This is a genomic window from Bacillus cereus group sp. TH152-1LC, from assembly GCF_027710505.1.
GTDB classification, from domain to species: domain Bacteria; phylum Bacillota; class Bacilli; order Bacillales; family Bacillaceae_G; genus Bacillus_A; species Bacillus_A mobilis.
In genome coordinates this window covers 66,817-90,596 of record NZ_JAQFNK010000020.1, presented here as the reverse complement: position 1 = coordinate 90,596, position 23,780 = coordinate 66,817, and the positions used below count along the sequence as shown (strand labels likewise).

The following is a 23,780-nucleotide window of genomic DNA, read 5'->3' as shown; positions in this document are numbered from 1 at the left end:
TAGGATTTTCATATTACTAACATTCTAGGGATGATTCAGATGACCTCTTCTATAATTTCTAAAAAGATAATCGCGAACTCATTGAAATATTTAATGGAAACAGAGTCGTTTCATAAAATATCAGTAAGCGATATTATGTTACACTGTCAAATGCGTAGACAAACTTTTTATTATCATTTTAAAGATAAATTTGAACTATTAAGCTGGATTTATAGAGAAAAAACGAAAGAAAACATTATCGACTTTCTCGACTATGAAACGTGGGAAAACATTTTCGATTTATTATTTGATTACTTTTATGAAAATCAAAAATTTTACCGAAATGCTTTTAAAGTCATTGAACAAAACTCGTTTAATCACTATTTATTTGAGCATACGAAAAACTTATATATGAAGATTATTGATGAACTATCCGTGAGCTGTAGATTCAGCCTTTCTAACGAGACAAAAAATACGATTGCCTCCTTTTATAGTCACGGCTTCGTTGGAACGATAAAAGATTGGATTGAAAGCAAATGCGAAGTAGATCCTTCCATTATGTCTTCACTCATGAAAAATATGATAAACAATCAATTACTACTATTACTAGAGCAATCTGCAAAGTAATTAAAGGGTGGCAAAAGCAATGAAAAAGATTATGAATGATGTACAACATATCGTTCAAGATATGATGCATGGTTTTTATTTTGAACATAACGACAAAGTAAATTACGACGAAACAAATAACATCATTTATGTAAAAGATATTGAAAAACTGAAGCAAAACGTTGTCATCATAAGCGGCGGTGGTAGCGGACATGAACCTGCTGATATTGGTTATGTAGGAAAAGGTATGCTGACGGCGGCCGTAAACGGCAGTATTTTCACTCCGCCTACAGTGGAACAAATTATTGCGGCAACCCGTCTCATGCCAAAAGATAAAAGTATTTTATTCATCATTAAAAACTTTAAAGATGACGTTGGAAACTTTTTAGCGGCGAAGCAAATTGCAAAAGAAGAAGGAAGACACATTGACCACATCATCGTAAATGACGACGTTTCAATTGAAGATGATGCTTCGTTTAATAAAAGAAGACGCGGCGTCGCTGGTACTGTTTTCGTTCAAAAAATACTTGGTGCGGCCGCTCTTGAAGGTCACTCTTTAGAAGAACTAACAACACTCGGCCGTTCTATCACCGAAAACTTACACACATTAGGAGTCGCCCTTTCACCTGCAAACGATCCAGTGAAAGGAAAAGCTTCATTTTCATTAAACAACGATGAAGTCTTTTACGGCGTCGGCATTCACGGAGAAAAAGGATACCGTAAAGAAGCACTATCCTCTTCTGAAATATTAGCGATCGAACTAATGAATAAACTTAAAAGCATTTATCGCTGGAGAAAAGGCGACAACTTTGCCATTCTCATTAACGGATTAGGCGCAACTCCATTAATGGAACAATATATTTTCGCAAATGATATTCGCCGTTTATGTGAGCTGGAAGGCTTACATGTGGAGTTCGTGAAAGTTGGTACCCTTCTAACTTCTTTAGATATGAAAGGTGTTTCGCTTAGTTTGCTTAAGGTGGAGGATTTGGATTGGGTGAAGTGGTTGAAGGAAAATACGGAAACTGCTAGTTGGTAATACAATTAAAGTATAGGTTGTTTCTTGAAATGAACTTTTAGATAACTCAAAATAACAAGCAAAAAGTCCCTTCAAGGTTAAAGGGACTTTTTAGTATATAGAAATTAGCCTAAACCTAAGATTACATCTCTTGAAAGGGGGCATTTTTATGTTATTCAGGTTTATTGAGGGGCTTTTGTTTGAAGCAACTTTAACCCCATACCAATAAAAATCAGTCCTGTTATCTTATTTAGAATCATTCCTACCTTTTGGTTTCCTCTTAATTTTTTTGTAACATATGAAGAGAAATAAGCAACAAATAAACACCATAATAGTCCGGTTACTGTAAAAGTAAGTCCTAAAATGATAAAAGGCATAGGACCTGAAGCCTTTGTATCTATAAATTGCGGAAGAAACGCAATAAAGAATAAAGAGACTTTTGGATTCGTCAGACTTGTTAAAAGTCCTTGTACATATATCTTTCTAATGTTCAATTTATTGGATGAGGTCTGGAAAGCTACATTTGTCTTATCAAGTATCATTTTAATCCCTAAATATACAAGATAGATAACACCTATAACCTTAATAGTGTTAAATAGCACAATGGATTTTGTAAGTATAATAGATAAACCAAAAGCAACCAACAACGTATGAACTAAAGAACCAGTAATAATACCAAAAACAGAATACACACCTGCTTTTCTACCTTGTGAAATACTTCTTCCCACAATATACATGGTGTCTGCACCAGGAATTAAATTCAATAAAATTCCTGTTAGTAAAAACACTTCATAATTAATAATACCGTACATTTTAGCACCTCTATCTATTTTTTGGTGCCCTTATTGATACTAAATTAAATAGACGGAAAAAGAAAGTATTTTCTATTTATTCAATAAAATTAGCGAATTTTTGAATCTACAAACGAAAGCCAGCTATTAAAAAATTCAATTACTAAAGAATTCTGCCCTCAATATTACAGCAGTTTTATATCAAAAATGTAAATCCTCATTTCCCTGGTACTTTCCTTTATTAAGTCTTTTTCTTATGAATAATTCTGCAACAATTAAATTGGGTACCCACGCTAACCAAGCAATAATAGCGTAACTAAGTTCAAACCGCTCTATTCCAAATAGAACGATAAACAACGGTAGCCAAATTCTTAATGTAACTGCTCCAAAGGTTAAAGAATAATTTCTAATCATCCAATTCCGATGCTCTTTAATTTTTTTATTCTTAACTCTATTTAATGCTTGATATGCTGATGTTAGCCAAAATACAGATAACAAACCGAAACCTAGCTTCGCTACCAATCCTCCCATAGCATAAAAGGCTAAATATAGTCCAGAAAAGCCTCCTAATAATATACCAACCATATAGATTCTCCCAGCTATTCGATGACGGTTGATATTCCTTTCTCTAAATTTAGTGGATAATGTAAACGGGCCAATTACTAATGCTACTATACTAGTTGTAATATGTGTAAATAGCATCATATACCAAAACGCACTTAATTTAGATCCAAACATAAGCTTCACTTTTACAAGCCCTGTTTGAAATCCATCCATCATAAAATATTGGACAACAATATAACTAGCTACTAAAAAAGCAAAACAAGTAACTACAAACCAAATTTTCCTGTTCAAATTTACTGCCTCCTTATTACATTAAGGAATTAGATTATTCATTACTGTTCATTCTAGGGAAAAATAGAAAAGCCTTCTTTAATGATCTATTCAGCACATTGTTTTTATAATCGAGATCGTAGCTTACAGATCTCCAGGATAATAAATGAACATCGCACCTACAAATGAACACACTAAACAAAAAACAGCTTCGTATTTTATGACGAAAGAAGAGTTCGTATCAAGCTTTTTTTCCTCTCTTTTCAATATCAATTTAAATAACGCTGTATATAATATTTTATATAATACATACCCAACAATTGCCCCGAGGGTATTCGTAAATAAATCATCAACATCTGTAATTCTATTATTTAGTAATTGATTTAACTCAATTGCCAATGAAAAAAGGAATCCCGCACATACGGTGTTTTTCATTTTTCTAAACTGCGGCCAAATAGTTGGTAACAAAAAACCTAACGGCATAAACAGTACAATGTTCAAAAGATACGTCGTACTACCTGCCGTATCAAATAGAGTCAAGTTGATTTGACTTACACGAATCCACGTTTCGTATCTACTTATATCCCATACAGTCGCGATCTGCGTCACTCCATATACTAGTGAAAGGTAGAATAGAAAAACATATACCCATAGAAAATGCCGAATAGATATATTGTTTTTCGCTTTAAAATAAAATCCAATTTGAAACACAATACAAAACATAATAGTAAAAAAATAAGTATACAAATAACTCATCAAAACTCCTGTATGCATGTGGAATCCCCTAACTTTACAATTTCATCTATGACTTTGTTGTTTATAGGATAGGGAAAACTTTTAAAATAAAAAGTGGGGTAAATATAAAATTTTTCTTAAATCTTTACATGCAGCCCTTGTAGTATATAACCATGTGAATCGTTTGTTCAGTTAAAACATGAAATTAAGAAATATATGACGTACTATAATCACTCTTGCTATCAATAGAATGTCCTTTACAAAGGGTACAGATCAAGAGCACCTTATTCCCTTAAAATCACTAAAACCCATTTACAAATCTATAAAAGTAGATATAATATCCTTATGGAACCTTTATTAATTTATAAAGCATTGTCAAATGAAACAAGATGTCAAATTTTATCATGGTTGAAAAATCCAGAAAACCATTTCGACGAAAAACCTTATCTAGAACAAGACCTTAACTTTCAAGTTGGAGTATGTGTAGGAGATATCCAGCTTAAAACTGGCTTAGCTCAATCGGTTATTTCTAGTTATTTATTAACTATGAAAAAAGCAGGCTTACTAGAGTCTGACCGAATTGGAAAATGGACCTACTATCGTCGAAACGAAAAAACAATACGAGAGTTTTCTGAATACGTACAAAACGAATTATAAAATGAAAGCTAATAATCAATCGGCATACTACTTGATTATTAGCTTTCACACATTCTGCTTTTTTACAGGTATCCAATGACTTCTTATAAATTGCACTGCCTATAAGAGCAAGAAACATCGAAAGGAGAATTTTTTTTAATATATCATATCTAGTTATTCAGATATCTGTTATTGTATTTCGGATTACATACTCCTAATAATATTGGCATCCAATCATGCTTATAATAATGCTTCTTTGTTAATGAATTTACTTTCAAAATACTGATACGAATGGAGAGTTTTATAAATGAAAAAAGTAAATCCTTTACTTATTCTGACACTCGCAATAGGTGTGTTTGGAATTATTACTACCGAGATGGGTATTGTCGGCGTATTACCACAAATCACTGAAAAATTCGGAATTTCAACTACACAAGCTGGATTTTTAGTAAGTATATTTGCACTAGTTGTTGCTATTTCTGGTCCGTTTTTAATTCTGCTCGTCTCTAGTATGAATCGCAAAATAATTTTATTAACAGCAATTTTCACATTTGTTATTTCAAATTTAATCTACGCTTATACAACACAATTTGAAATCATGCTTGTTTTTCGTATTTTACCGGCAGCGCTTCATCCACTCTTCTTTTCAATCGCTCTTGTAACAGCTGCTAAACTTGTCCCTCCAGAAAAGAGCGGTCAAGCAGTTACAAAAGTTTTCATGGGAATTACCGTTGGCTTTGCTTTAGGTGTACCACTAACCTCTTACCTTGCAGACCAATTTTCACTCGAAATCGCTTTCTTATTCGGAGCATTCGTTAACACTCTTGCATTCATTGGAATACTACTCCTACTTCCTTCTATGCCTGTTAAAGAAAAAATGTCTTTCGGCAAACAAATTCGTATACTCGGCAAACCAGGATTATGGTTAAATATTTTAACCGTCACATTCCTTTTTGCAGCTATGTTTTCCGTATACAGCTACTTCGCTGAGTACCTTGCAAAAGTAACCTCCATGAATGGATCTCTCATCAGTATCATGCTATTCATATTTGGTATAGTTATGATTTTAGGTAATCATTTATTTGGTGGTCTTCTGCAAAAAAGTATAATAAACACTGTAATATCATTCCCTATTCTATATTCTATTGTTTACATATTGGTTTATTATTTAGGTTCCTACCTTGTTCCAATGATTTTTATCGTATTCATTTGGGGAATCGTACATGCTGGTGGATTAATTGTTGGTCAAACATGGTTAATAAGTGAAGCTAAAGAAGCACCTGAATTTGGTAACAGTCTATTCGTTTCATTCTCAAATCTCGGAATTACTTTAGGAACCACTATTGGAGGCTGGTTCATTTCAAACTTAGGTATTCACCAGCTTATTTGGAGCGGATTTATATTCACACTACTCTCATTTCTATTAATTATAATAAAACTAAAATTTTTCAATTCTAATAGCCAGGCTTCATTATCAAGCTAGTACATTTTCAGTTCCAAATTCGATAAAAAACATTATACATTCTTCTTATAAGATTTTATTAACTAAAAAGTATAATGCTCAAAGTCTTTAGCCATAATTACGACTAAAGGCTTTTTTGTATATAAAAATAATTCTAAAAGGAGCTAATTTTATGGAACATAATCAAAATGGAGTACTTGCTTTAATTGTTTTGTTTTTAGGATTAGTGTTTTTTGTTAGTGGAATGGTTTATCATTTATGGGGTTCTTTTTAATCGTATGATTGTAATCACTCATAAATAGCCTCACGTATATCGTTCCTTTATTAATTTCAACGTTTAGACAGATACATAATTCCAAAACTAAAACGTGTATTGCAATTATCGATATGGAACATTTTCAAAAACAACTTAACATGGTAAAATAATATTAGGACGGGAGTCCAATATTATTAAAATTAAGATGGTTCAAGTCGGAGAAAGGCACCTTAGGGTGTCTTTTCTTTATTTTCAAAAGGACCTGCTCAATTATTGTGTAAAAAACATAAAGTACGTTGAATCCATTAAAATACATGAGTGACCCCTTGTTTTCCCCTCTTATTAAAGGAGGAACTATTATGGGATTTGGTGGTAGTTGTAGTAGTGGTTGTGGCGGCGGCTTTGCTTTACTAGTTGTATTGTTTATTTTATTAATCATTGTTGGAGCTTCTTGCTTCTGCTAAAAAACTATCGGAAAAGACACTCTTATATGGGTGTCTTTTCTTTGTAATAAAAAGCTCTCTATAAAGGAAAGTTTTCACATCCAAATTAGTGATTTACACAGCACTTTATTCCTTCGCATCCCTCATACTGTAATACCCTAAATTAATAATAATTAAGAAATACCCACCCATAATTCCAGCTGCAAATGTCCACATGTACTCACGGTGTTCAATTTCATACATAATAATCGCGCCGAGTATGGCCGCTGCAAATCGATTCATCATGCCGAGCATCGGTGCTTTTTCTTTTTTTACGATGCTATTTCCGAACTTTTCGATACGCCTTCCTAAAATCCAGGCGCAGTACATACTAACTAACAGGCCAATGCTTATCCCTACAAATTGGGCTCGAAAAGGTGTCATCAACCATCCCAATAACATCACGCCTAGCAAACAATATATTTGTATGTTGAATGATCTTAATGCGATGCGAATCATGTTCTGCTCCTTATCTTTCTTATTATATTTTCGTATTATCAATCCCATCTCTCGGACTTCAAGCTTTCCGATATATCTTTTTTAAAATGGGGGAATTTGATTTTGCTCACCATTAAATAAGCGAGTACGCATGTGCCAAATGCCACGGAAACTGGGTTGTTTAGAAGGCATAAAATAAGGAGGCACATTGCCGCAAATGGAATGGGCATTCCGATGAATGTTGGGAGTTTGCTTTGTTGTGTATTAAATCTAGCAAGCCGCAGCATTCCGCAAATACTATACGCGAGCGCACATATCATCCCGATAGACTGCAAATCTTTTAAAGCGACACTATATGCAAGAATAGATGGTGCCACACCGAAGGTCACTAAATCTGCAAATGAGTCTAACTCTCCGCCTATTTCCGAAACAGCATCCAGTTTCCGAGCGACCATACCATCAAACAGATCAAATACCATACCTGTAATAATGAACATAACTGCACCATGCATATCGTGAACGAAAACAGCGTGAATAGCCAACAGCCCACACACAAAATTTGCTATCGTAATCATATTTGGTATGTAACTCATCACACGCTTCTCCTCCTTTCTACTAATTGCTTCAACTTGCTTCTTACTCATTAGACTCAAGTTCCTTCTGTTTTTCTTCCCATATCACTTTATTTATTTTCGTTAACGTATCAGTCATTTGCTGCAAAGCTCCGATATCAATTTTCGAGAAATATTTCTCAATCAATACATCATCTAACTCAGACAATCTTTCGATATATTTACTACCGTTTGGACCGATCGTAAGGAAATACTCCCGTTTATTGTTAGGATTCACTTGTTTCGAAATCATCTGTTGCTTTTCCAATTTCGATAAAACTTGGCTCACCGCACTTTTCGTTATATTAAAAGTACTCGCAATGTTATTTGCTGTCGTATTTTCATTTAAATTAATATGAAATAACATGCTCTCTTGCTGTCCAGTAAGACCGAACTCATCCTTTAAATCTTGAAATAGTAAAATGTAAAGTTCCGTGTAGGCTCGATTCATTTCATTAATTACTTCTTTATACGATTTAGTCATAGCGTTCTTCCTCCATGCTGTTATTTCGTTTTAATAGTTTAGTTCACTTAACTAAACTATATTATACCTTTATGTTCGTGTAAAGGGAAATATCGCTCCGTATTTTATTCACAATGAAAAGAAGACATCAATTAAGATGTCTCCTTTTCATACTTAAGACTCCAAACTTTCACCATTCGTCTTAATTACTTCCTTATACCAATCGAAGCTTTTCTTCTTCGATCTTTTTAATGACCCTTTTCCTTCATTATCTTTATCAACGTATATATATCCGTAACGTTTTTTCATTTCTCCAGTAGAAGCACTTACAAGATCAATTGGGCCCCAGCTTGTATATCCGATAATATCTACTCCATCTTGGATTGCTTCGGACATTTCAATCATATGCTTTTGCAAGTAATCAATACGGTATTCATCATTCACTTCGTCTTCACTATTTAATTGGTCAATTGCACCGAGACCATTTTCAACAACAAATAACGGTTTTTGGTAACGATCATACAGTTGGTTCGCTGTAATACGGAAGCCTTTCGGATCAATTGTCCATCCCCACTCTGATTTTTCAAGATATGGATTTTCAACAGAACCGAATACATTCCCACTCGTTATGCTTTTTAACACTTCTGGATCTGTACTTATTGCTCGGCTTGAATAGTAGCTAAAGCCAATATAATCAACTGTATGCTCTTTTAAAATTTCCTCATCTCCTTTTTCCATTTCAATTGTTACATTATTATCCTTAAAGAAGCGTTTTGCGTATCCAGGATATGCTCCTCTTGCTTGTACATCAATAAAGAAGAATGATTCACGGTCTTGTTCCATTGCACGAAGTACATCATCTGGATTACATGTGTACGGATACGTCGCACCAGCAGCAAGCATACAACCGATTTTTGCATCTGGAATGATTTCATGACATGCTTTTACAGCTAACGCACTTGCGACAAGTTGGTGATGCGCTGCTTGATACTGAATTTGTTTTTTGTTATCCCCTTCTTTAAACGCTAGACCTGCTCCCATGAAAGGTAAATGTAAAAGCATATTAATTTCATTAAACGTCATCCAATATTTCACTTTATCTTTATATCTATTAAAGATCGTTTTTGCGTACGTCTCGAAGAAGTTTACAAGCTTTCTACTTCTCCAACTTCCATACTTTTCCACTAAATGAACAGGTACATCGAAGTGAGCCATCGTAACAACTGGTTCAATACCATGCTTTAACAGTTCATCAAACAAATTATCATAAAACTGTAATCCTGCTTCATTTGGCTTTTCATCTTCACCACTTGGGAAAATACGCGTCCACGCAATCGATACACGTAACGCTTTAAATCCCATTTCTGCAAACAACGCAACATCTTCTTTATAACGATGGTAAAAATCAATCGCTTCATGTGATGGATAAAACTCCCCTTCTACCGGTGTAAAAGAATGAATATTTCCTTTCATAATATCCCAACGATTTTCACCAGTTGGTAATAGATCAACCGTCGTTAATCCTTTTCCGTCTTCTACATATGCGCCTTCAACTTGATTGGCTGCAGTTGCTCCACCCCATAAAAACCCTTTTGGAAAATTAACTTTAGACATATAGAAAAACTCCTTTATATAAGAATGAACGAGAAAAGGCATTGTAAGTTTTAAAGAATACCTTTCTTCGTTTGAACCTGTATGAAATGTAACTACTATTTAACTCCTAACTTTAGTAAGGAATCTCCTGCTTGAATCTTTTCTATTTCCGTTTTTTTGATACTATATTTATCATAATTTGTAACAACAACTGGTGTTGTCACAATATAACCCGCCTTTTGAATTTCAGCTATATTAAACTCAATAAGTAATTGCCCTTTTTCTACTCTTACTCCTTGTTCAATATGAGAAGAGAAAAATTCGCCATTTAATTTCACAGTATCCATTCCAATATGGATTAAAATTTCAGCACCTGAATCCGCCGTAATTCCTACCGCATGGTTCGTCGGGAACAGCGCAGAAATCGTACCTGAAACCGGTGAAAACAACTTTCCTTCTGAAGGCTCAATCGCAACTCCTTCACCTAGCGCACCTGATGCAAATGCAGCATCGTCAATATTTTGAAGCGGCATAACGGCTCCATAGAAAGGACTAAAGATTACTTCATCATCGTTTGATGCAGCGATTTTATTAATTGTTTCAGCTGTTTCTGTAGATGTTTGTTTTTTCGTAAAACCAAATAAGTAAGTCAGAATAAAACCTACCATTAAAGAAACAACCATCGAAACAATCGCTCCCCAAAATCCAGCTGTAATCCCATCTTTCGGACTAATAAACGTCGGAAGCGTAAATATACCAAGTCCGCCTGTCATATAAGCTTGTGTGCCAAATACACCAAGTATTGCGCCGCCAATTCCTCCAGCAATACAGCTCATAATAAACGGCTTTTTAAGAGGAAGTGTAATCCCATAAATCGCCGGCTCTGTAACACCGAAAATACCTGAAATAAAAGCTGGAATACTAAGTGTTTTTAATTTCTTGTCTTTCGTTTTCACCCAAACCCCAAGCACAGCACCAATTTGAGCAAATGAAGCAGCAAATATAAGTGCTAATATCGGATCAACACCATTTACCGCTAAATTGTTATAGCCAATCGGAACAACGCCCCAATGAAGGCCAAATATGACAAGTACTTGCCAGAAAGCACCGAGTAAAGCACCCGCTACTAATGGGCTTGCATGATAAACCCAAAGCGTCGCCTGCCCTAAAAACTGCCCTGCCCATGTCGCAATTGGGCCAATAACGAGAAATGTAACTGGTACAACGATTAATAATGTGAAGAATGGTAATAAAAATGTTTTCACAACATCCGGAATAACTTGCTTTAAAGACTGTTCTACTTTCGCTCCAAAATAAGCAGCGAGAATAATTGGAATAACGGATGATGCATAGTTCATTAAAATAACTGGTATTCCTAAAAACGTAATATGAATTGGTGATTCAAACATCGTCCCTGCAAATAACGTATATAATGGCTCACTTGCTTTTAAACCTAATAAAGCTGGATAAACTAGAGCTCCTCCAATTGCCATACCGATGAATGGTGATCCCCCGAATTTCTTACTTGCTGTATATCCAAGGAAGATCGGGAAGAAATAAAATAACGAATCGCCGACTGCATTTAATATTTGATACGTTCCTGATTGTGTACTTAACCAGCCTAACGCTACAAATAATGCATTAAATCCTTTAATCATCCCTGTTGCAGCTAACACTCCTAAAATAGGAGTGAAAATGCTAGAAAGAATATCTATAAGACTACTCTTTTTCTTCTCGCTCGTAGTTTCTTCCTCAGCTTCTTGAAACCCTCCAGCAGCAATAACTGCTTTGTATACGTCAGATACATGGTTACCAATTACAACTTGATATTGTCCGCCGCTTTTCATAACAGTCACAACATCTTCCATACTTTTCAGTACTTCTGTATTTGCTTTCCCCTCATCCTTTAACTGAAATCGCAAGCGAGTTATACAATGTACAACGCTATGTATATTTTCTCTCCCGCCAACATTCTTCAGTATATCTTTTGCTAATTTTTCATACTTCATCGTAACTTTCCCTCCCTATAATCATCCCATTTGTTATTTTTTAGAAAAGAAAAAACCTAAACTAACCATAACGGCGTGATACATACGAATCACTCCATTACAAGTCAATTTAGGTTTTGCCTGCCAAACAGTAACAATCCCGTTTATTCAATTACATAATTCGTTGCGTTTCGTTACACGATGAATGTGCAACGTCAAGTACACCTTTTCATCTTTTGAAAGATGACCATTATGTGCTTTTCGTAAGTATGCTTCAATTTTTTCTGTACAACAATATGCCTCTTCATACTTACTTTTCACTTGCTCGTATAAAAAATCATCATCAGCCGAGTTCAATTCCTTCTGCATTAAACGCTGCGCAAAATATCGTAAATGCGTTACAAACCGACTATAATTAAATGAACTTTCATCTAAGTTCATCTTATAGTGGTACTTTACAACATTTAAAATATCTTGGACGATTTTCGTCATTGCTACCGTTTGTTGCATCGCCGGCTCTCCTTGCTGCGCATTAACGAAATGTAGTGCAATTGACCCTGCTTCATCTTCAGAAAGTCTAAGCCCAGTCTCTTCTTCAATTATGTTCAAAGCTTGTAGACCAATTTCAAACTCTTTCTGATAGAACCTCTTAATCTCCCAAAGCAAAGTATTTTTAAGATCCATTCCTTCTTTATGCCGAGTTAAGGCAAAACTTAAGTGATCCGTTAATGTAAGATAAATATAATCACTTAAAGTCCCCGGCAAAGCTGTCTTAGCAAACTGAATAATTCTCTCTGTAATCTCTAAATTTTCTACAGGAATTTCAGTTAGCAACCTAGCAAGTTTCTCTGATAATTCTCTTGTTTCTAGCACAAAAGTCTTTTCTACCTTAGATTCATCAATCGTATCGCCTACTTTTTTCTGAAATCCCAAACCTCTGCCCATCAGTACAACTTCTGTCTCAGTATCCTTCATCGTACAAACAACATTGTTATTTAAGATTTTATGGATTCTCATATTGTTCCGCCTTCTTCTTCTTAAAGTCACAAAAGGTAATAAAAAAACCTAAACTGATTCCAAAAGCCACACTACACCCGTAGCCTCTAGATCAATTTAGGTTTTGCCTGCCGAACAGTAACAATCCTTTTACTTATTAACTTACCTTTATTATACACAAAGAGTAAGCGGTTGCAATGATAAATTATTGAATATTTTTTTACAAAGAACAATACTATCTATTTATCAACTGTTGCTTACATTCATTACAAGACTAGTTATATACATCATTATATTTTACAATTACTATAGGTAATATATATTTCTCACTACATGTACCATTCTGAATAATCAAACATAATTATCGATAAAATTCCATATAGACCCAGTAATGGTTAAAATGTTATAATAGAACTACCCTACATAGTTACTCATATTTAACTTGAGGAACTAGCGTCTTATTAAGCAATGCGCATAACTCAAATAAAAAAGACACTTTGAAGTGTCTTTTTTATTTATATTCTCATAGGAAGTATCTCTTTTGTACACAAAATCTATCAAATGAAAAAGGAGACTATCATATGGAGCATCCTGTAGCAAGAGAACTGCGGTTCATACGTGTATGCCTTATTATCTTAATCCTTGTCATTGCATTTTGGGATCGTGAGAAAACTGTGGATATCACTGACCATGGTAGTGATCCTAGCTTAAATATTAGCAATATGACCCAAGTTGGCGATAATACATTTGCTTATAAAGACGAATCGAATCAAATTAAAATATTCAAATTCAACCCAGATACAAATGAAATACAGCTAATAAAAGAGTTTTATGCTAGCGAATATTAATTACATAAAGGCGCCTTAAGGTGTCTTTTTTTATTTTCAAAAGGACCTGCTCACGTTTATACGTTAAAACATAAAGTAAATGGAATCCGTTAAAAAACACGAGTGACCCTTTGTTTTCCCCTCTTATTAAAGGAGGAACTATTATGGGATTTGGTGGTAGTTGCGGCGGAGGCTGCGGTTTTGCTGGAGGATTTGCATTATTAGTTGTGTTATTCATTTTATTAATCATCGTTGGAGCTTCTTGCTTCTGCTAAGGCTAAACAAACTATCGGAAAAGACACTCTTATATGGGTGTCTTTTCTTTGTAAACTAAAAAGTATGAGAATCCGATCCTTTAGCCATAATTACGACTAAAGGCTTTTTGTATATAACTAAAAAATGAGCTGACTATATGGAACATAATAAAAACGGAATGCTTGCTTTAATCGTTCTGTTTGCAGGACTAGCATTTTTTTGTTATCGGTATGGTTTATCATTTATGGGGAACTGTTTAAAAATAAGTAGTACTTCATTTAGAAGAAATTCAGAAGCAACATCCTGGACTCCATCTCATTAAACACTAATAACCATTTCCCTAGTTATGTAACCCCTCTCTTATGCTTGAGAGGTTTCTACTTTAACACAATTATAAAAAAAGGCCCCATCACTGGGGCACTCAAAAAATAATATAAGTAAATGAATTAAAACAAATAACAGACAACTAAAATATATACAATAAAACATTATATAATCTATATATATGAAATATTACATAAAAATATTTATTATTACATGCTATACTAAAACAGGAGTCGACAATCGTTATTTTCTTCTTATTTTTAAAGCAATATGGATATATCTTCTTAACTTCATTTGGATTGTACAAGCAAAAGAAGACATCGTAATCGATGTCTTCTTTTCTTATACTTTTATGAATTTTTTTGCGAAGATGCTCTCCAAGCACGAAAAGATGTTGGGCGTCCAGAATGAGCTCTTTGCTTTGCAGCAGCTGATTTTTCTTCAATATTCATTGGTTTTTCTTCAATAGTCGCTGGTTTTTCTTCCATAATCACTGATTTTTCTTCAAGAATAGTCACAGCTGTTTGCATTTTTTCCAACTGTTCTTTTAAAGCTTGCTGTTCAATCTTTAAATCCGTAAGTAATCGTAAAATCATTTCAGAATTGGCCATAAAGATCCTCCTTCCCCCAATACACAGAATAAAATACAATATGTCATCAGCATAATACCCGTGACAAAAATAAGGTCGTCAATTCTCATTAAATCTAAGCACTTTTTATTTTTCAAAAGGACCTGCTCAAGTTTATCCGTAAAAACATAAAGTACATTAAATCCATTAATTAATGGTCTTTATGGAAGGAGGAGTTAATATGGGCTATGGCGGTAGTTGTGGTGGAGGCTGCGGTTTCGGCGGCGGATTCGCTTTACTTGTTGTACTCTTTATCTTATTAATCATCGTTGGCGCTAGCTGTTGGGGCGGCGGATTCGGCTGCTAATAAGAGGCACTCTTGAGAGTGTCTTTTTTTGTATTTTTTGATGTACAACCCCTTCGCATTGGTAGTTTATCAACATTAATAGTTAGAAAATAGTATCCTCGAAATTCGCACATTTTAAAATTGACATAGCACTTCATGCACCGTATACTGTTAACAACAGTATACTGTCATTAACAGTATATATCCTAATTCATTCAAGGAGGTATATCCATGAAACACACAGGAAGACATACAGGTGCATTCCTTTTGTTATTTTTGGCAGAAGGTGATAACTATGGCGGGCAATTATTGCAAAAGTGCGAGGAAGAACTTCCAGTTAATCCAATCGATAGCGCCATTTTATATCGTACGCTAAAGAAATTAGAAAACGAAGGTGCAATTGAATCTTATGTAAGTACAGATCATCAAGACAAACCAAGAAAGATGTACAAAATTACACCTGCTGGAAAGGAACAACTGGCAGATTTCCAAATGGATATTGAAGAAAAAATGAAGAACTTATCCTTTTTCATAGACAAATATAAGGACTTAAAGGATTCCGACCATGATTAATGGCGTGATTCTTTACACTTTAGCCATTATTCTTACGGGGATTTCTTTTATGAAGGACCGCACGAAAACGAAAGATGCTCTATGTAAATCATGGAAAATGTTTCGCAATCTTCTACCTGCGATGCTTTCCATCATGCTTTTCGTTGGCTTATCGCTTTCTATATTAACACCGTCTTTCATCTCTTCTATTATTGGGGAGCAATCTGGAGTTCTCGGCATTGTTTATTCAGCGATACTCGGCTCCGTTGCACTTATTCCAAGCTTCGTCGTATTTCCTCTTGGTAATACATTAGTCCAACATGGCGCAGGCCTTCCTCAAGTTGCGGCACTTATGTCTACACTCATGTCAGTAGGAATTACAACCTTACCGATGGAACAAAAAATATTCGGACGAAGCTTTGCTTACGCACGTAATGCATCTGCATTGCTCATGTCACTTCTATTCTCCTATATTATTTGGGTGGTGATGGTATGAAGGAACTAAAAAGATATCGTTTCTTTTTCATCTTACTACTGGGGCTCATTGTATTAACTTTTATAAATCAATCTTTAGGATGGAGCGCATTACAATTAACAGGGAATAGCATTTTAGATATGTTGTTTCTACTCCCACCTGTCCTACTATTTGTAGGATTACTTGATCAATGGGTGAAGAAAGAAACGCTCATGAAATATATGGGCGAAAAATCCGGCATATACGGAATCTTATTCTCTCTATTATTAGGCGGCATTGCAGCTGGTCCTCTCTACGTTGCCTTCCCAATTGCAGCACTCCTATTAAATAAAGGCGCAAGCATTCGGTACATCGTATTTTTCTTAGGCGTTTGGACAACTGCGAAATTGCCAATTCTCGTGTATGAATTTTCTTCATTCGGCACTGCCTTTACACTTATTCATGTTGGTTTCGGTTTAGTGTTCTTTTATGTAATGGGGCTTATTTTTGAGAGGTTTTATGATCAGGGGCAGTTGCTAAAGTATGATGTTACGGAAAAAATGTAAGATTAACAAACATTGGATAACAGACGCAGAAGATCGATATTACTACTACTTAAAAAGGAGTTGTCCCACGAGTCATCTTTTGACCATGTGACAACTTTTTTTTATTTTAGAAACATTACCATAGCCTTAATTCGATACAGTATAATAAATGTACAATGAAAAAATTCCATATTTTGTATTACACTATTTTTTAGAGGTGATTATCTTGAGTAAAAACGTGAATTTACTTCTTCAAATAGGAATTGGAATTATCATTATGATCGCACCCATTCTCATTACAGGGACTATGTATGATGTCACTAAAACGATGGGTGACTTATTAGTTGCAGAACTTATTATAAGAACACTATCCCTTATTATCGGCCTTTTAGTCATGAGTAAAGCTTTACATCGTTACTCTCAATAGTTCTTCATACTCAAAAACAGACAATACATACACCACATTTCCCTCGTCTGTTTGAACTATTATTACGAAAGAAATATAAAAAGACATCTTTAATCGTAAAGATGTCTTTTTATATAAACCTTAATTTTCGTTCTGTAAAACCCCCTTTACTTCTACTCCCTTTTTCTCTTCTTTTAAGAATAGCGATACGATAAAAGCAACAACAATAAAGATTAATCCAAGTGTAAACGCACCTTGGAATCCTGATGTTAAACCGTTTAACTTCTCTACTGGGTCCATTGGATTTGCGGAGCTTTCCATATAGCTAGTTGTTCCTGAAGACATTTTTGAAATAAAGATAGCTGTTCCAATTGCGCCAGCTACTTGTTGCAATGTACTAAACAGTGCGGTTCCGTGCGGATATAAATCTGGTGTTAATTGATTTAAACCGTATGTTTGTGCTGTCATGACAAACATGAGCCCAACCATTAATACGCTATGCATGACAATAATTTGTACCATTGATGTGTCAGGAGTAATGCCTTTAAATAAGAACATTGCAATCCCCACTAACACAATACCAGGAACGATAATAACTTTCGGACTAAATTTATCAAATAGTTTACCTGCGATTGGTCCCATTATGGCGCTAATAACACTTCCAGGAAGCATGATGATTCCCGATTTAAAGGCTGTAACGAGTAACACTGTTTGCAGGAACATCGGTAATAAAGTCATCGTTGAAAATAACGACATCATCACAATGACGATTAATCCAACTGATATTGTAAACATCGGAACTTTAAATGCGCGTAATTCTAAAATTGGATTCTCAATTTTCAATTGTCGAACGACAAACATACATAATGAGATAAGCCCAACAAGTAAAGTGCCATACACTTTCGCATCAGACCATCCTAAATCACCCGATGCACTAAAGCTATACACAAGCCCGCCAAATCCTAATGTCGATAAAACGATAGATGGATAATCTACTTTTGGCCTTGTTAACTCTGAAACATTTTGAATGTATTTCATCCCAATCATAATGGAAATGATCACGATCGGAATAACAATGTAGAATAACCAGCGCCAATTTAATGAATCCACAATTACTCCAGATAATGTAGGTCCAATTGCTGGAGCTGCCATCATCACAAGTGCGATTAATCCCATTGTGGCACCCCGTTTTTCAGGCGGACAAATGATTAAAATCGTATTCATTAATAACGGTGTAATTAATCCCGTCGCTACAGCTTGGACGATACGACCGACTAATAAAACGGAAAATGTAGGTGCGAATCCCGCAATTAATGTACCGACTAAAAATGTTACCATAGCGATCAAAAACATTTGTCTCGTTGTGAGCCATTGCTGAAGTAACGCTGTAATTGGGACTAAAACCCCAACCACTAACATGTAAGCTGTAGAAAGCCATTGAATCGTTGAAGCTGTTACGCCAAATTCTTTCATTAATACCGTTAACGCATTACCAAGTAACGTTTCGTTTAATAATGCAACCATTGCCCCTAAAAGTAACGCAATTAAAATGGGGGTATGTTTCATATTAGAAGTATCAACTTTGCCACTTGCAGGGCTCTTAGTTGTCATATTCATTTACAGATTCTCCTCCTGTTTCTTACTTAAAAAACTTTAAATACACCGGAACACATGTAATATAATATACATATGTAGATTAAAAAGGGAGAATCAATCTTCAGCCACTGTATATTTAATCTACAAAAAAGGAGAATTGTAGATGAATGATAATGAAAAACAAATTGATTTACGTATTAGACGTACACATAAATTATTGTGGGATTCCTTATTTGAATTAATGACGCAATCAAAACAGAAATATAGTACCATCACGATTAACCAAATTTGCGATCGTGCAATGGTACACCGAACAACCTTTTATAAACACTTTGAAGATAAAGATGCTTTATTAGCATTTGGATTTAAACGATACAGCAAGATGATTGGTGAAATACCGGTTTCAGATCGATTAAGTAAACCATTTCAAGTAATGGAACAATTTCTACATCATGAAGAAATCGGTAAAATATTAGAGACGCAAATGTCTGATGAACAATTTATTAGCCGGACACAGTATTTAAGTCACGAAACGAGAAAACAAGAAATAGAAGCGTTAAATCAACTTTGCAAAAATCATACGATGCCAAATGATTTAATCATTGAATTTTATTCAGGGGCAATCACCTCATTAAGCGCATGGTGGTTTAAAAATGAAAGAAGTGTTTCTTCGGCTGAAATGGATAGGTATCTCCACCAACTTATTAACCGGGATATTTTTCAGTTTGGAGAGGAATAAGACTACACCTTTTCAATCATGCAATCCAATTGACCACAAAATAGGAGTATGATATATTTTCGGTAGAATACTATATAAGTGTGACAGCGAATAAATTGGCATATAATAAAAAGAAGAGATGCGCTCACATCTCTTCCCTAACTGCTACCGCTTAGGGTGGTGGTTATTATAAGCTATTTCTTTTTGCGGAACCCACCCTTTTGCTTGTGACGGCGCGGAGTGGGTTTTTTGTTGTCCTTATCCAGAAGTTGCTTCCGCAAAAAATACGCTGAAACTTCGCGTACAGTCGCTTTTACAAATTCTTTTACAAGATCAATCAAAAACTCCATATTATCACCTCCTTTCCTTCCGAATAGAAAGAAGGGATAACCATCCACCCTCACAATATGCAGTTACATATATTTTATCAAATGATTGTAAAGATATTATGTAAACAAAACAAATGAAATTTTACATAGAAAAAAAGCCCCTCCAAACTGGGCTTTTATATACATACTATTACATACCAATCTTCTTCAAATCCGAACTCTCAATAATCGAATGAGCATATCCATCCTTCCCAACTCGCACCATCGCTCTTCCTAATTGTTCTGAAGTTATTACACTGCCAAATCTCTTCAATAGTGGATTAAAAGGCTTCATCACATCATACATCAATTGATATAATTTCGTTTTTGATTTCACACCATTTACCGGGATGATTAATCCTGGTCTGAACATATACGCAGCTTTGAAAGGTAAACGTAATAACTCATTTTCCGTTCGTCCCTTCACTCTCGCCCACATCGTACGTCCTGCTTCTGTACTATCTGTGCCGCTACCAGATACGTAAATGAACGTCATGTTTGGATTTAAATCCGCTAATGTATTTGCGGCAGATAACGTTAAATCATACGTTACCTTTGTATATTCCTCTTCCTTCATCCCTTGAGAAGAAACACCTAAACAAAAGAAGCATGCATCAAATCCGGCTATTTTTTCTTCAATAGACGATAAGTCAGCCACATTTGTAAGCTCAATTTCATTTAATTTTTCATGCATCGCATTCGTACGTTTTCTACCGATCGTTACGACTTCTTTTACTTCCTCATTTAATAAGCTTTCTCGTAATACACTCTGACCGACCATACCTGTCGCTCCAAAGATGATAACTTTCATTTGCATCCTCCTTATAAAGTGAAACTATAATCAACCCTCACCAATCGGACATTTACAGGCAGCCCGACTCCCTCCTAATTTCTTTGCTAAAACCCAATTTTGAGGTGGGAGTTTTACTGCCCGTTAACTTGGGGTAAAACGTCGATAAATTTAAGTTACAAATATTCAGAATTAATATTAAAATATGAAATGGGGATAGGGGTATGGGATTCTAAAATTTATACATAACGAGGGAATAGAAATGAAACTACAATTAAAAGCGGATTTAGGGCTACTACTAGTTACATTCTTTTGGGGTGCATCCATCTTACTTACGAAGGTTGGACTTGAAGGCATAGAAGAATACAACTTAATCGCATTACGATTTATTATCGCCTTTCTTTTATCAGGTTTAATATTTTACAAACATTTATTCAAAATCGATTTTAAAACTATAAAATATGCATTTATACTCGCTTCCGTCTTATTTATCGTTTACATTTTCGCGACATTCGGCACAAAGTATACGAGTGTTTCTAATGCTGGATTCTTACTATGTCTCACAGTCATTTTCATTCCGATATTATCAGCTATATTTTTGAAACACATTCCGGAAAAGAAAGTGATAGTAGGAATCATTTTAACGATAATAGGAATCGGCTTATTAACATTAACGAGCGAATTCAAGATCGGTAATGGCGATATATTTTGCATACTGTCAGCCTTATTTTATGCGATTCACGTCATCATCACTGGCAGTGTAACGAAACATGTGAACTCCATTGCACTTGGCGTCATACAACTCGGTTTCGTCGGCCTATTTAGTCTTATTTTTTCATTCATTATAGAAACACCAAAGCTTCCTAGCACAACCAACTCATGGCTCATCATCTTAGCCTTAAGCATCTTTTGCACCGCAGTCGCTTTCATCGTGCAAGTAATCGCCCAGCAATACACGACGCCTACACATACAGGGCTTATTTTCTCATTAGAACCTGTCTTTTCAGCTGGTTTCGCTTTCGTTTTCACAGGTGAAACACTTACCGGAAAAGGATACTTAGGCGCGACACTGATATTAGTAAGTGTGTTGATTGCTGAGGTGGATTTTAAAGGATTGTTGCGGCCTAATTACAAGAAAAATATGGAATAGTTATTTCGTTAAAGTACATAAACATACCCCGAAAATATTCGTTTTTATTATTTTCACCCTCTTACCTTAATTGTTTTAGATGCTACCTTCAAATAAAGTAGCATCTAAAATATTTATGTAGTCTGCATAGTTAACCTTTTCTACATTACTTACTGCACATAGTCATACAGATTTTTCGCTAACAATAAACAAGTTACTGTAATGAAAAGAGCACGAACATACCCGCTTCCTTTTTTTATAGCAAATTTGGAGCCAACAATCCCTCCAGCAATTTGAGCAATCCCCATTATAAAACCATACGCATAGTTTACTTGCCCTACACACATAAACATCAACAACGCACCAACATTACTTCCTAAATTAAGAAGCTTCGCATTACCTGCTGCTTTTAAAAAATCATATCCAATAAATAAAAGAGAAAACATTAAAAACGAACCTGTTCCAGGACCTAAAAATCCATCATAAAAACCGATAGCAAAAATAAAAAAAGTAAAAATAATGACGTGTCGACCAGACAATTTCTTATGAGTGGAAATACTACCCCAATCCTTTTTGAATATCGTATAAATAGCAACCGCACCAAGCATAATCAGCATCAATGGCTTCAGTACTTCTGGGTTCATTAAATGAACGGTCCATGCCCCTATTATGGAACCTATGAAAGTGAGTGGAACTAATTTAAAAGCCGATTTCAAATCAAGATTACCAGAACGATAAAACACAATATTACTAGTTGCACACCCCATTGTCGACGCTAGTTTATTCGTAGCTACTGCACTTGCTGGATTCAGTCCTGTAAATAATAAAGCAGGTAAGGCGATCAGTCCACCACCACCTACAACTGAATCAATAAATGCAGCTAAAAATCCAAAAGCAATCAAAATAATGAATACTGATGGGTCTAAATAAAAGTCCATACTATTAACCTCCCCTTTAGTTACTATTCGAATAGTAACTAATAATTTGCTAAATGTAAACAGTTATTGTAACGTTAAAATATAAAGTGAAACTTTAATCAGTGGGGATTTTCTTCATCCCCCACTGATTATTAGTTGAACCAATCGGACTTTTATGGGCAGTTGATCCCCCACCTAACTTCTTTGCTTTCGCTGAATTTTGAGGTGGGGGTCTTACTGCCCATTAAAGCGGGATAAAAGCAAACATCGGAGGACGAAAAAGTGGACTACATAGTGCAACAGCTTAAAAAAATGGGTTTTAATGAATATGAAGCTAAATCTTATGTATCTCTTGTTAAACAGGGGCCTGTCACAGCCTACCAAGTGAGTAAGGATTCAGGTGTCCCAAGAGCACGAATTTATGAGATTCTAGGTAACCTTGTAGAAAAAGGAATTGTCATGAAGGAAGAAATAAATGACACCACTCGCTATTCACCTCTACCTGTTGAAATCTTTTTACAAAAGGCTCAATCAGAATGGCAGTCTACGTATGAAGGAATCAGTGACTCATTAAAAAAACTAGAAACTTCCGAGGAAAAAACGGATAATCGAGTAATTACTTTAAAAGACAAAAAAACAATCATTAGCTATTGTCAGACATTAATAAAAAAAGCCGAAAAACGTATTGTCATTTCAATGTGGGATGAGATGTATGAAGCATTAAAAGAGGAACTATCTGCGGTAGCTGATAAAGTTACAGTACAAGGTATTACCCTGCATGTTAAAAATCCAATTAAAAATTTAGAAGCCCATCGTATCACACCCTATACAGAAACCCGTTCTACAGAACATTGGTTTATTTTATCCATAGATTCTAAAGAGATGATTTATGGGCCATCACTTGAAGAGCGTAATGTTGCTTTTTATACAGATGATCCGGTTCATATATACCTATTAGAGGATTATGTATGGCATGATGTGTTAGTGAACCGACTTGTCCGACGTAGCCAAGATGATTTGCAGCAATGGATCACTGCGGAGAGAAAATCTTTCTTTATGGGGAAATAAGAAGTATATTCAAGAGCAAATCAAAAAA

The 23,780-nt window shown here is 35.0% G+C and carries 30 protein-coding genes; 16 read left to right on the top strand and 14 right to left on the bottom strand.

The genetic code is table 11. The features are described from left to right. The first annotated feature begins 39 nt into the window (after positions 1-39). Positions 40-606 (top strand): dihydroxyacetone kinase transcriptional activator DhaS, encoded by a 567-nt coding sequence (gene dhaS, locus PDL00_RS28145; protein WP_270732738.1) that lies wholly within the window; start codon positions 40-42, stop codon positions 604-606. 19 nt (positions 607-625) lie between these two features. Then, the gene (dhaQ, locus tag PDL00_RS28140) at positions 626-1,624 is read left to right on the top strand and encodes a DhaKLM operon coactivator DhaQ (protein ID WP_270732734.1); all 999 of its coding nucleotides are present in this window, start codon (positions 626-628) and stop codon (positions 1,622-1,624) included. A gap of 161 nt (positions 1,625-1,785) precedes the next feature. On the opposite strand, the gene PDL00_RS28135 is transcribed toward dhaQ, so the two are convergent. The 3 genes from PDL00_RS28135 to PDL00_RS28125 form a co-directional block, all read right to left on the bottom strand. Then, positions 1,786-2,415: a LysE family translocator gene (locus PDL00_RS28135; RefSeq protein ID WP_270732731.1), complete on the bottom strand. Its 630-nt coding sequence runs from the start codon at positions 2,413-2,415 to the stop codon at positions 1,786-1,788. A gap of 180 nt (positions 2,416-2,595) precedes the next feature. Continuing rightward, entirely contained in the window at positions 2,596-3,249 is a 654-nt protein-coding gene (locus PDL00_RS28130) for a DUF2306 domain-containing protein (RefSeq protein WP_270732728.1), read from the bottom strand. 123 nt (positions 3,250-3,372) lie between these two features. Then, complete coding sequence (locus tag PDL00_RS28125; RefSeq protein ID WP_270732726.1) at positions 3,373-4,002, bottom strand: VanZ family protein; 630 nt, start codon at positions 4,000-4,002, stop codon at positions 3,373-3,375. Positions 4,003-4,308: 306 nt separating this feature from the next. Between PDL00_RS28125 and PDL00_RS28115 the strand changes: the two genes are divergently transcribed. From PDL00_RS28115 to PDL00_RS28105, 3 genes are all read left to right on the top strand, one after another. Next, a complete protein-coding gene (locus tag PDL00_RS28115; protein ID WP_000433539.1) occupies positions 4,309-4,620 on the top strand; it encodes an ArsR/SmtB family transcription factor in 312 nt (103 codons plus the stop codon). Between the two features lie 286 nt (positions 4,621-4,906). Beyond that, on the top strand, positions 4,907-6,082 hold the full coding sequence (locus tag PDL00_RS28110; protein ID WP_242256896.1) for an MFS transporter: 1,176 nt from the start codon (positions 4,907-4,909) through the stop codon (positions 6,080-6,082). 594 nt (positions 6,083-6,676) lie between these two features. Beyond that, a complete protein-coding gene (locus PDL00_RS28105) occupies positions 6,677-6,781 on the top strand; it encodes a YjcZ family sporulation protein (protein WP_000505689.1) in 105 nt (34 codons plus the stop codon). Positions 6,782-6,886: 105 nt separating this feature from the next. Here the strand turns inward: PDL00_RS28105 and PDL00_RS28100 are convergent, their stop codons facing one another. From PDL00_RS28100 to licT, 6 genes are all read right to left on the bottom strand, one after another. Then, entirely contained in the window at positions 6,887-7,258 is a 372-nt protein-coding gene (locus tag PDL00_RS28100; RefSeq protein WP_098068729.1) for an ATP synthase subunit I, read from the bottom strand. Positions 7,259-7,296: 38 nt separating this feature from the next. Then, on the bottom strand, positions 7,297-7,881 hold the full coding sequence (gene pssA / locus PDL00_RS28095; protein WP_242256903.1) for a CDP-diacylglycerol--serine O-phosphatidyltransferase: 585 nt from the start codon (positions 7,879-7,881) through the stop codon (positions 7,297-7,299). Further along, the gene (locus tag PDL00_RS28090; protein WP_270732716.1) at positions 7,874-8,332 is read right to left on the bottom strand and encodes a MarR family winged helix-turn-helix transcriptional regulator; all 459 of its coding nucleotides are present in this window, start codon (positions 8,330-8,332) and stop codon (positions 7,874-7,876) included. The genes pssA and PDL00_RS28090 overlap by 8 nt, the downstream gene beginning before the upstream one ends. Before the next feature lie 153 nt (positions 8,333-8,485). After that, positions 8,486-9,925 (bottom strand): 6-phospho-beta-glucosidase, encoded by a 1,440-nt coding sequence (locus PDL00_RS28085; protein ID WP_270732712.1) that lies wholly within the window; start codon positions 9,923-9,925, stop codon positions 8,486-8,488. Between the two features lie 95 nt (positions 9,926-10,020). Continuing rightward, positions 10,021-11,913, bottom strand: coding sequence for a beta-glucoside-specific PTS transporter subunit IIABC (locus PDL00_RS28080; protein ID WP_270732710.1), 1,893 nt, complete (start codon positions 11,911-11,913; stop codon positions 10,021-10,023). Positions 11,914-12,060: 147 nt separating this feature from the next. After that, positions 12,061-12,909, bottom strand: coding sequence for a BglG family transcription antiterminator LicT (gene licT, locus PDL00_RS28075; protein WP_270732708.1), 849 nt, complete (start codon positions 12,907-12,909; stop codon positions 12,061-12,063). A gap of 560 nt (positions 12,910-13,469) precedes the next feature. Between licT and PDL00_RS28070 the strand changes: the two genes are divergently transcribed. From PDL00_RS28070 to PDL00_RS28060, 3 genes are all read left to right on the top strand, one after another. Then, complete coding sequence (locus PDL00_RS28070) at positions 13,470-13,736, top strand: YmzC family protein (RefSeq protein ID WP_270732706.1); 267 nt, start codon at positions 13,470-13,472, stop codon at positions 13,734-13,736. 143 nt (positions 13,737-13,879) lie between these two features. After that, complete coding sequence (locus tag PDL00_RS28065) at positions 13,880-13,990, top strand: YjcZ family sporulation protein (RefSeq protein WP_000505681.1); 111 nt, start codon at positions 13,880-13,882, stop codon at positions 13,988-13,990. A gap of 137 nt (positions 13,991-14,127) precedes the next feature. Next, positions 14,128-14,292, top strand: coding sequence for a hypothetical protein (locus PDL00_RS28060; RefSeq protein ID WP_270732751.1), 165 nt, complete (start codon positions 14,128-14,130; stop codon positions 14,290-14,292). Positions 14,293-14,644: 352 nt separating this feature from the next. Here the strand turns inward: PDL00_RS28060 and PDL00_RS28055 are convergent, their stop codons facing one another. Beyond that, complete coding sequence (locus PDL00_RS28055; RefSeq protein ID WP_242256901.1) at positions 14,645-14,905, bottom strand: hypothetical protein; 261 nt, start codon at positions 14,903-14,905, stop codon at positions 14,645-14,647. A 199-nt stretch (positions 14,906-15,104) separates the two neighbouring features. Between PDL00_RS28055 and PDL00_RS28050 the strand changes: the two genes are divergently transcribed. The 5 genes from PDL00_RS28050 (at position 15,105) to PDL00_RS28030 (ending at position 17,187) form a co-directional block, all read left to right on the top strand. Then, complete coding sequence (locus PDL00_RS28050) at positions 15,105-15,230, top strand: YjcZ family sporulation protein (RefSeq protein ID WP_000540377.1); 126 nt, start codon at positions 15,105-15,107, stop codon at positions 15,228-15,230. A 210-nt stretch (positions 15,231-15,440) separates the two neighbouring features. Then, positions 15,441-15,782, top strand: coding sequence for a PadR family transcriptional regulator (locus PDL00_RS28045; RefSeq protein WP_000683186.1), 342 nt, complete (start codon positions 15,441-15,443; stop codon positions 15,780-15,782). Next, complete coding sequence (locus PDL00_RS28040; RefSeq protein WP_270732702.1) at positions 15,775-16,257, top strand: hypothetical protein; 483 nt, start codon at positions 15,775-15,777, stop codon at positions 16,255-16,257. The genes PDL00_RS28045 and PDL00_RS28040 overlap by 8 nt, the downstream gene beginning before the upstream one ends. Beyond that, complete coding sequence (locus tag PDL00_RS28035; RefSeq protein ID WP_270732700.1) at positions 16,254-16,781, top strand: permease; 528 nt, start codon at positions 16,254-16,256, stop codon at positions 16,779-16,781. Before PDL00_RS28040 ends, PDL00_RS28035 begins: the two co-directional genes overlap by 4 nt. Positions 16,782-16,986: 205 nt before the next feature. Continuing rightward, complete coding sequence (locus tag PDL00_RS28030) at positions 16,987-17,187, top strand: hypothetical protein (RefSeq protein WP_242257442.1); 201 nt, start codon at positions 16,987-16,989, stop codon at positions 17,185-17,187. A gap of 120 nt (positions 17,188-17,307) precedes the next feature. Here the strand turns inward: PDL00_RS28030 and PDL00_RS28025 are convergent, their stop codons facing one another. Then, complete coding sequence (locus PDL00_RS28025) at positions 17,308-18,783, bottom strand: MDR family MFS transporter (protein WP_270732697.1); 1,476 nt, start codon at positions 18,781-18,783, stop codon at positions 17,308-17,310. A gap of 142 nt (positions 18,784-18,925) precedes the next feature. On the opposite strand from PDL00_RS28025, the gene PDL00_RS28020 reads away from it, so the two are divergent. After that, positions 18,926-19,501 (top strand): TetR/AcrR family transcriptional regulator, encoded by a 576-nt coding sequence (locus PDL00_RS28020; RefSeq protein WP_242257441.1) that lies wholly within the window; start codon positions 18,926-18,928, stop codon positions 19,499-19,501. Between the two features lie 173 nt (positions 19,502-19,674). On the opposite strand, the gene PDL00_RS28015 is transcribed toward PDL00_RS28020, so the two are convergent. Both PDL00_RS28015 and PDL00_RS28010 read right to left on the bottom strand, forming a co-directional pair. Then, the gene (locus PDL00_RS28015; RefSeq protein WP_201066174.1) at positions 19,675-19,830 is read right to left on the bottom strand and encodes a hypothetical protein; all 156 of its coding nucleotides are present in this window, start codon (positions 19,828-19,830) and stop codon (positions 19,675-19,677) included. Positions 19,831-19,999: 169 nt separating this feature from the next. Next, on the bottom strand, positions 20,000-20,659 hold the full coding sequence (locus PDL00_RS28010; RefSeq protein WP_270732691.1) for an NAD-dependent epimerase/dehydratase family protein: 660 nt from the start codon (positions 20,657-20,659) through the stop codon (positions 20,000-20,002). Between the two features lie 241 nt (positions 20,660-20,900). On the opposite strand from PDL00_RS28010, the gene PDL00_RS28005 reads away from it, so the two are divergent. Then, a complete protein-coding gene (locus PDL00_RS28005) occupies positions 20,901-21,788 on the top strand; it encodes a DMT family transporter (protein WP_270732688.1) in 888 nt (295 codons plus the stop codon). 149 nt (positions 21,789-21,937) lie between these two features. Here the strand turns inward: PDL00_RS28005 and PDL00_RS28000 are convergent, their stop codons facing one another. Next, on the bottom strand, positions 21,938-22,705 hold the full coding sequence (locus tag PDL00_RS28000; protein WP_270732685.1) for a TSUP family transporter: 768 nt from the start codon (positions 22,703-22,705) through the stop codon (positions 21,938-21,940). Positions 22,706-22,966: 261 nt separating this feature from the next. Here PDL00_RS28000 and PDL00_RS27995 point away from each other — a divergent pair, with 261 nt between their 5' ends. Further along, positions 22,967-23,752 (top strand): TrmB family transcriptional regulator, encoded by a 786-nt coding sequence (locus PDL00_RS27995; protein ID WP_270732682.1) that lies wholly within the window; start codon positions 22,967-22,969, stop codon positions 23,750-23,752. Positions 23,753-23,780 lie beyond the last annotated feature (28 nt).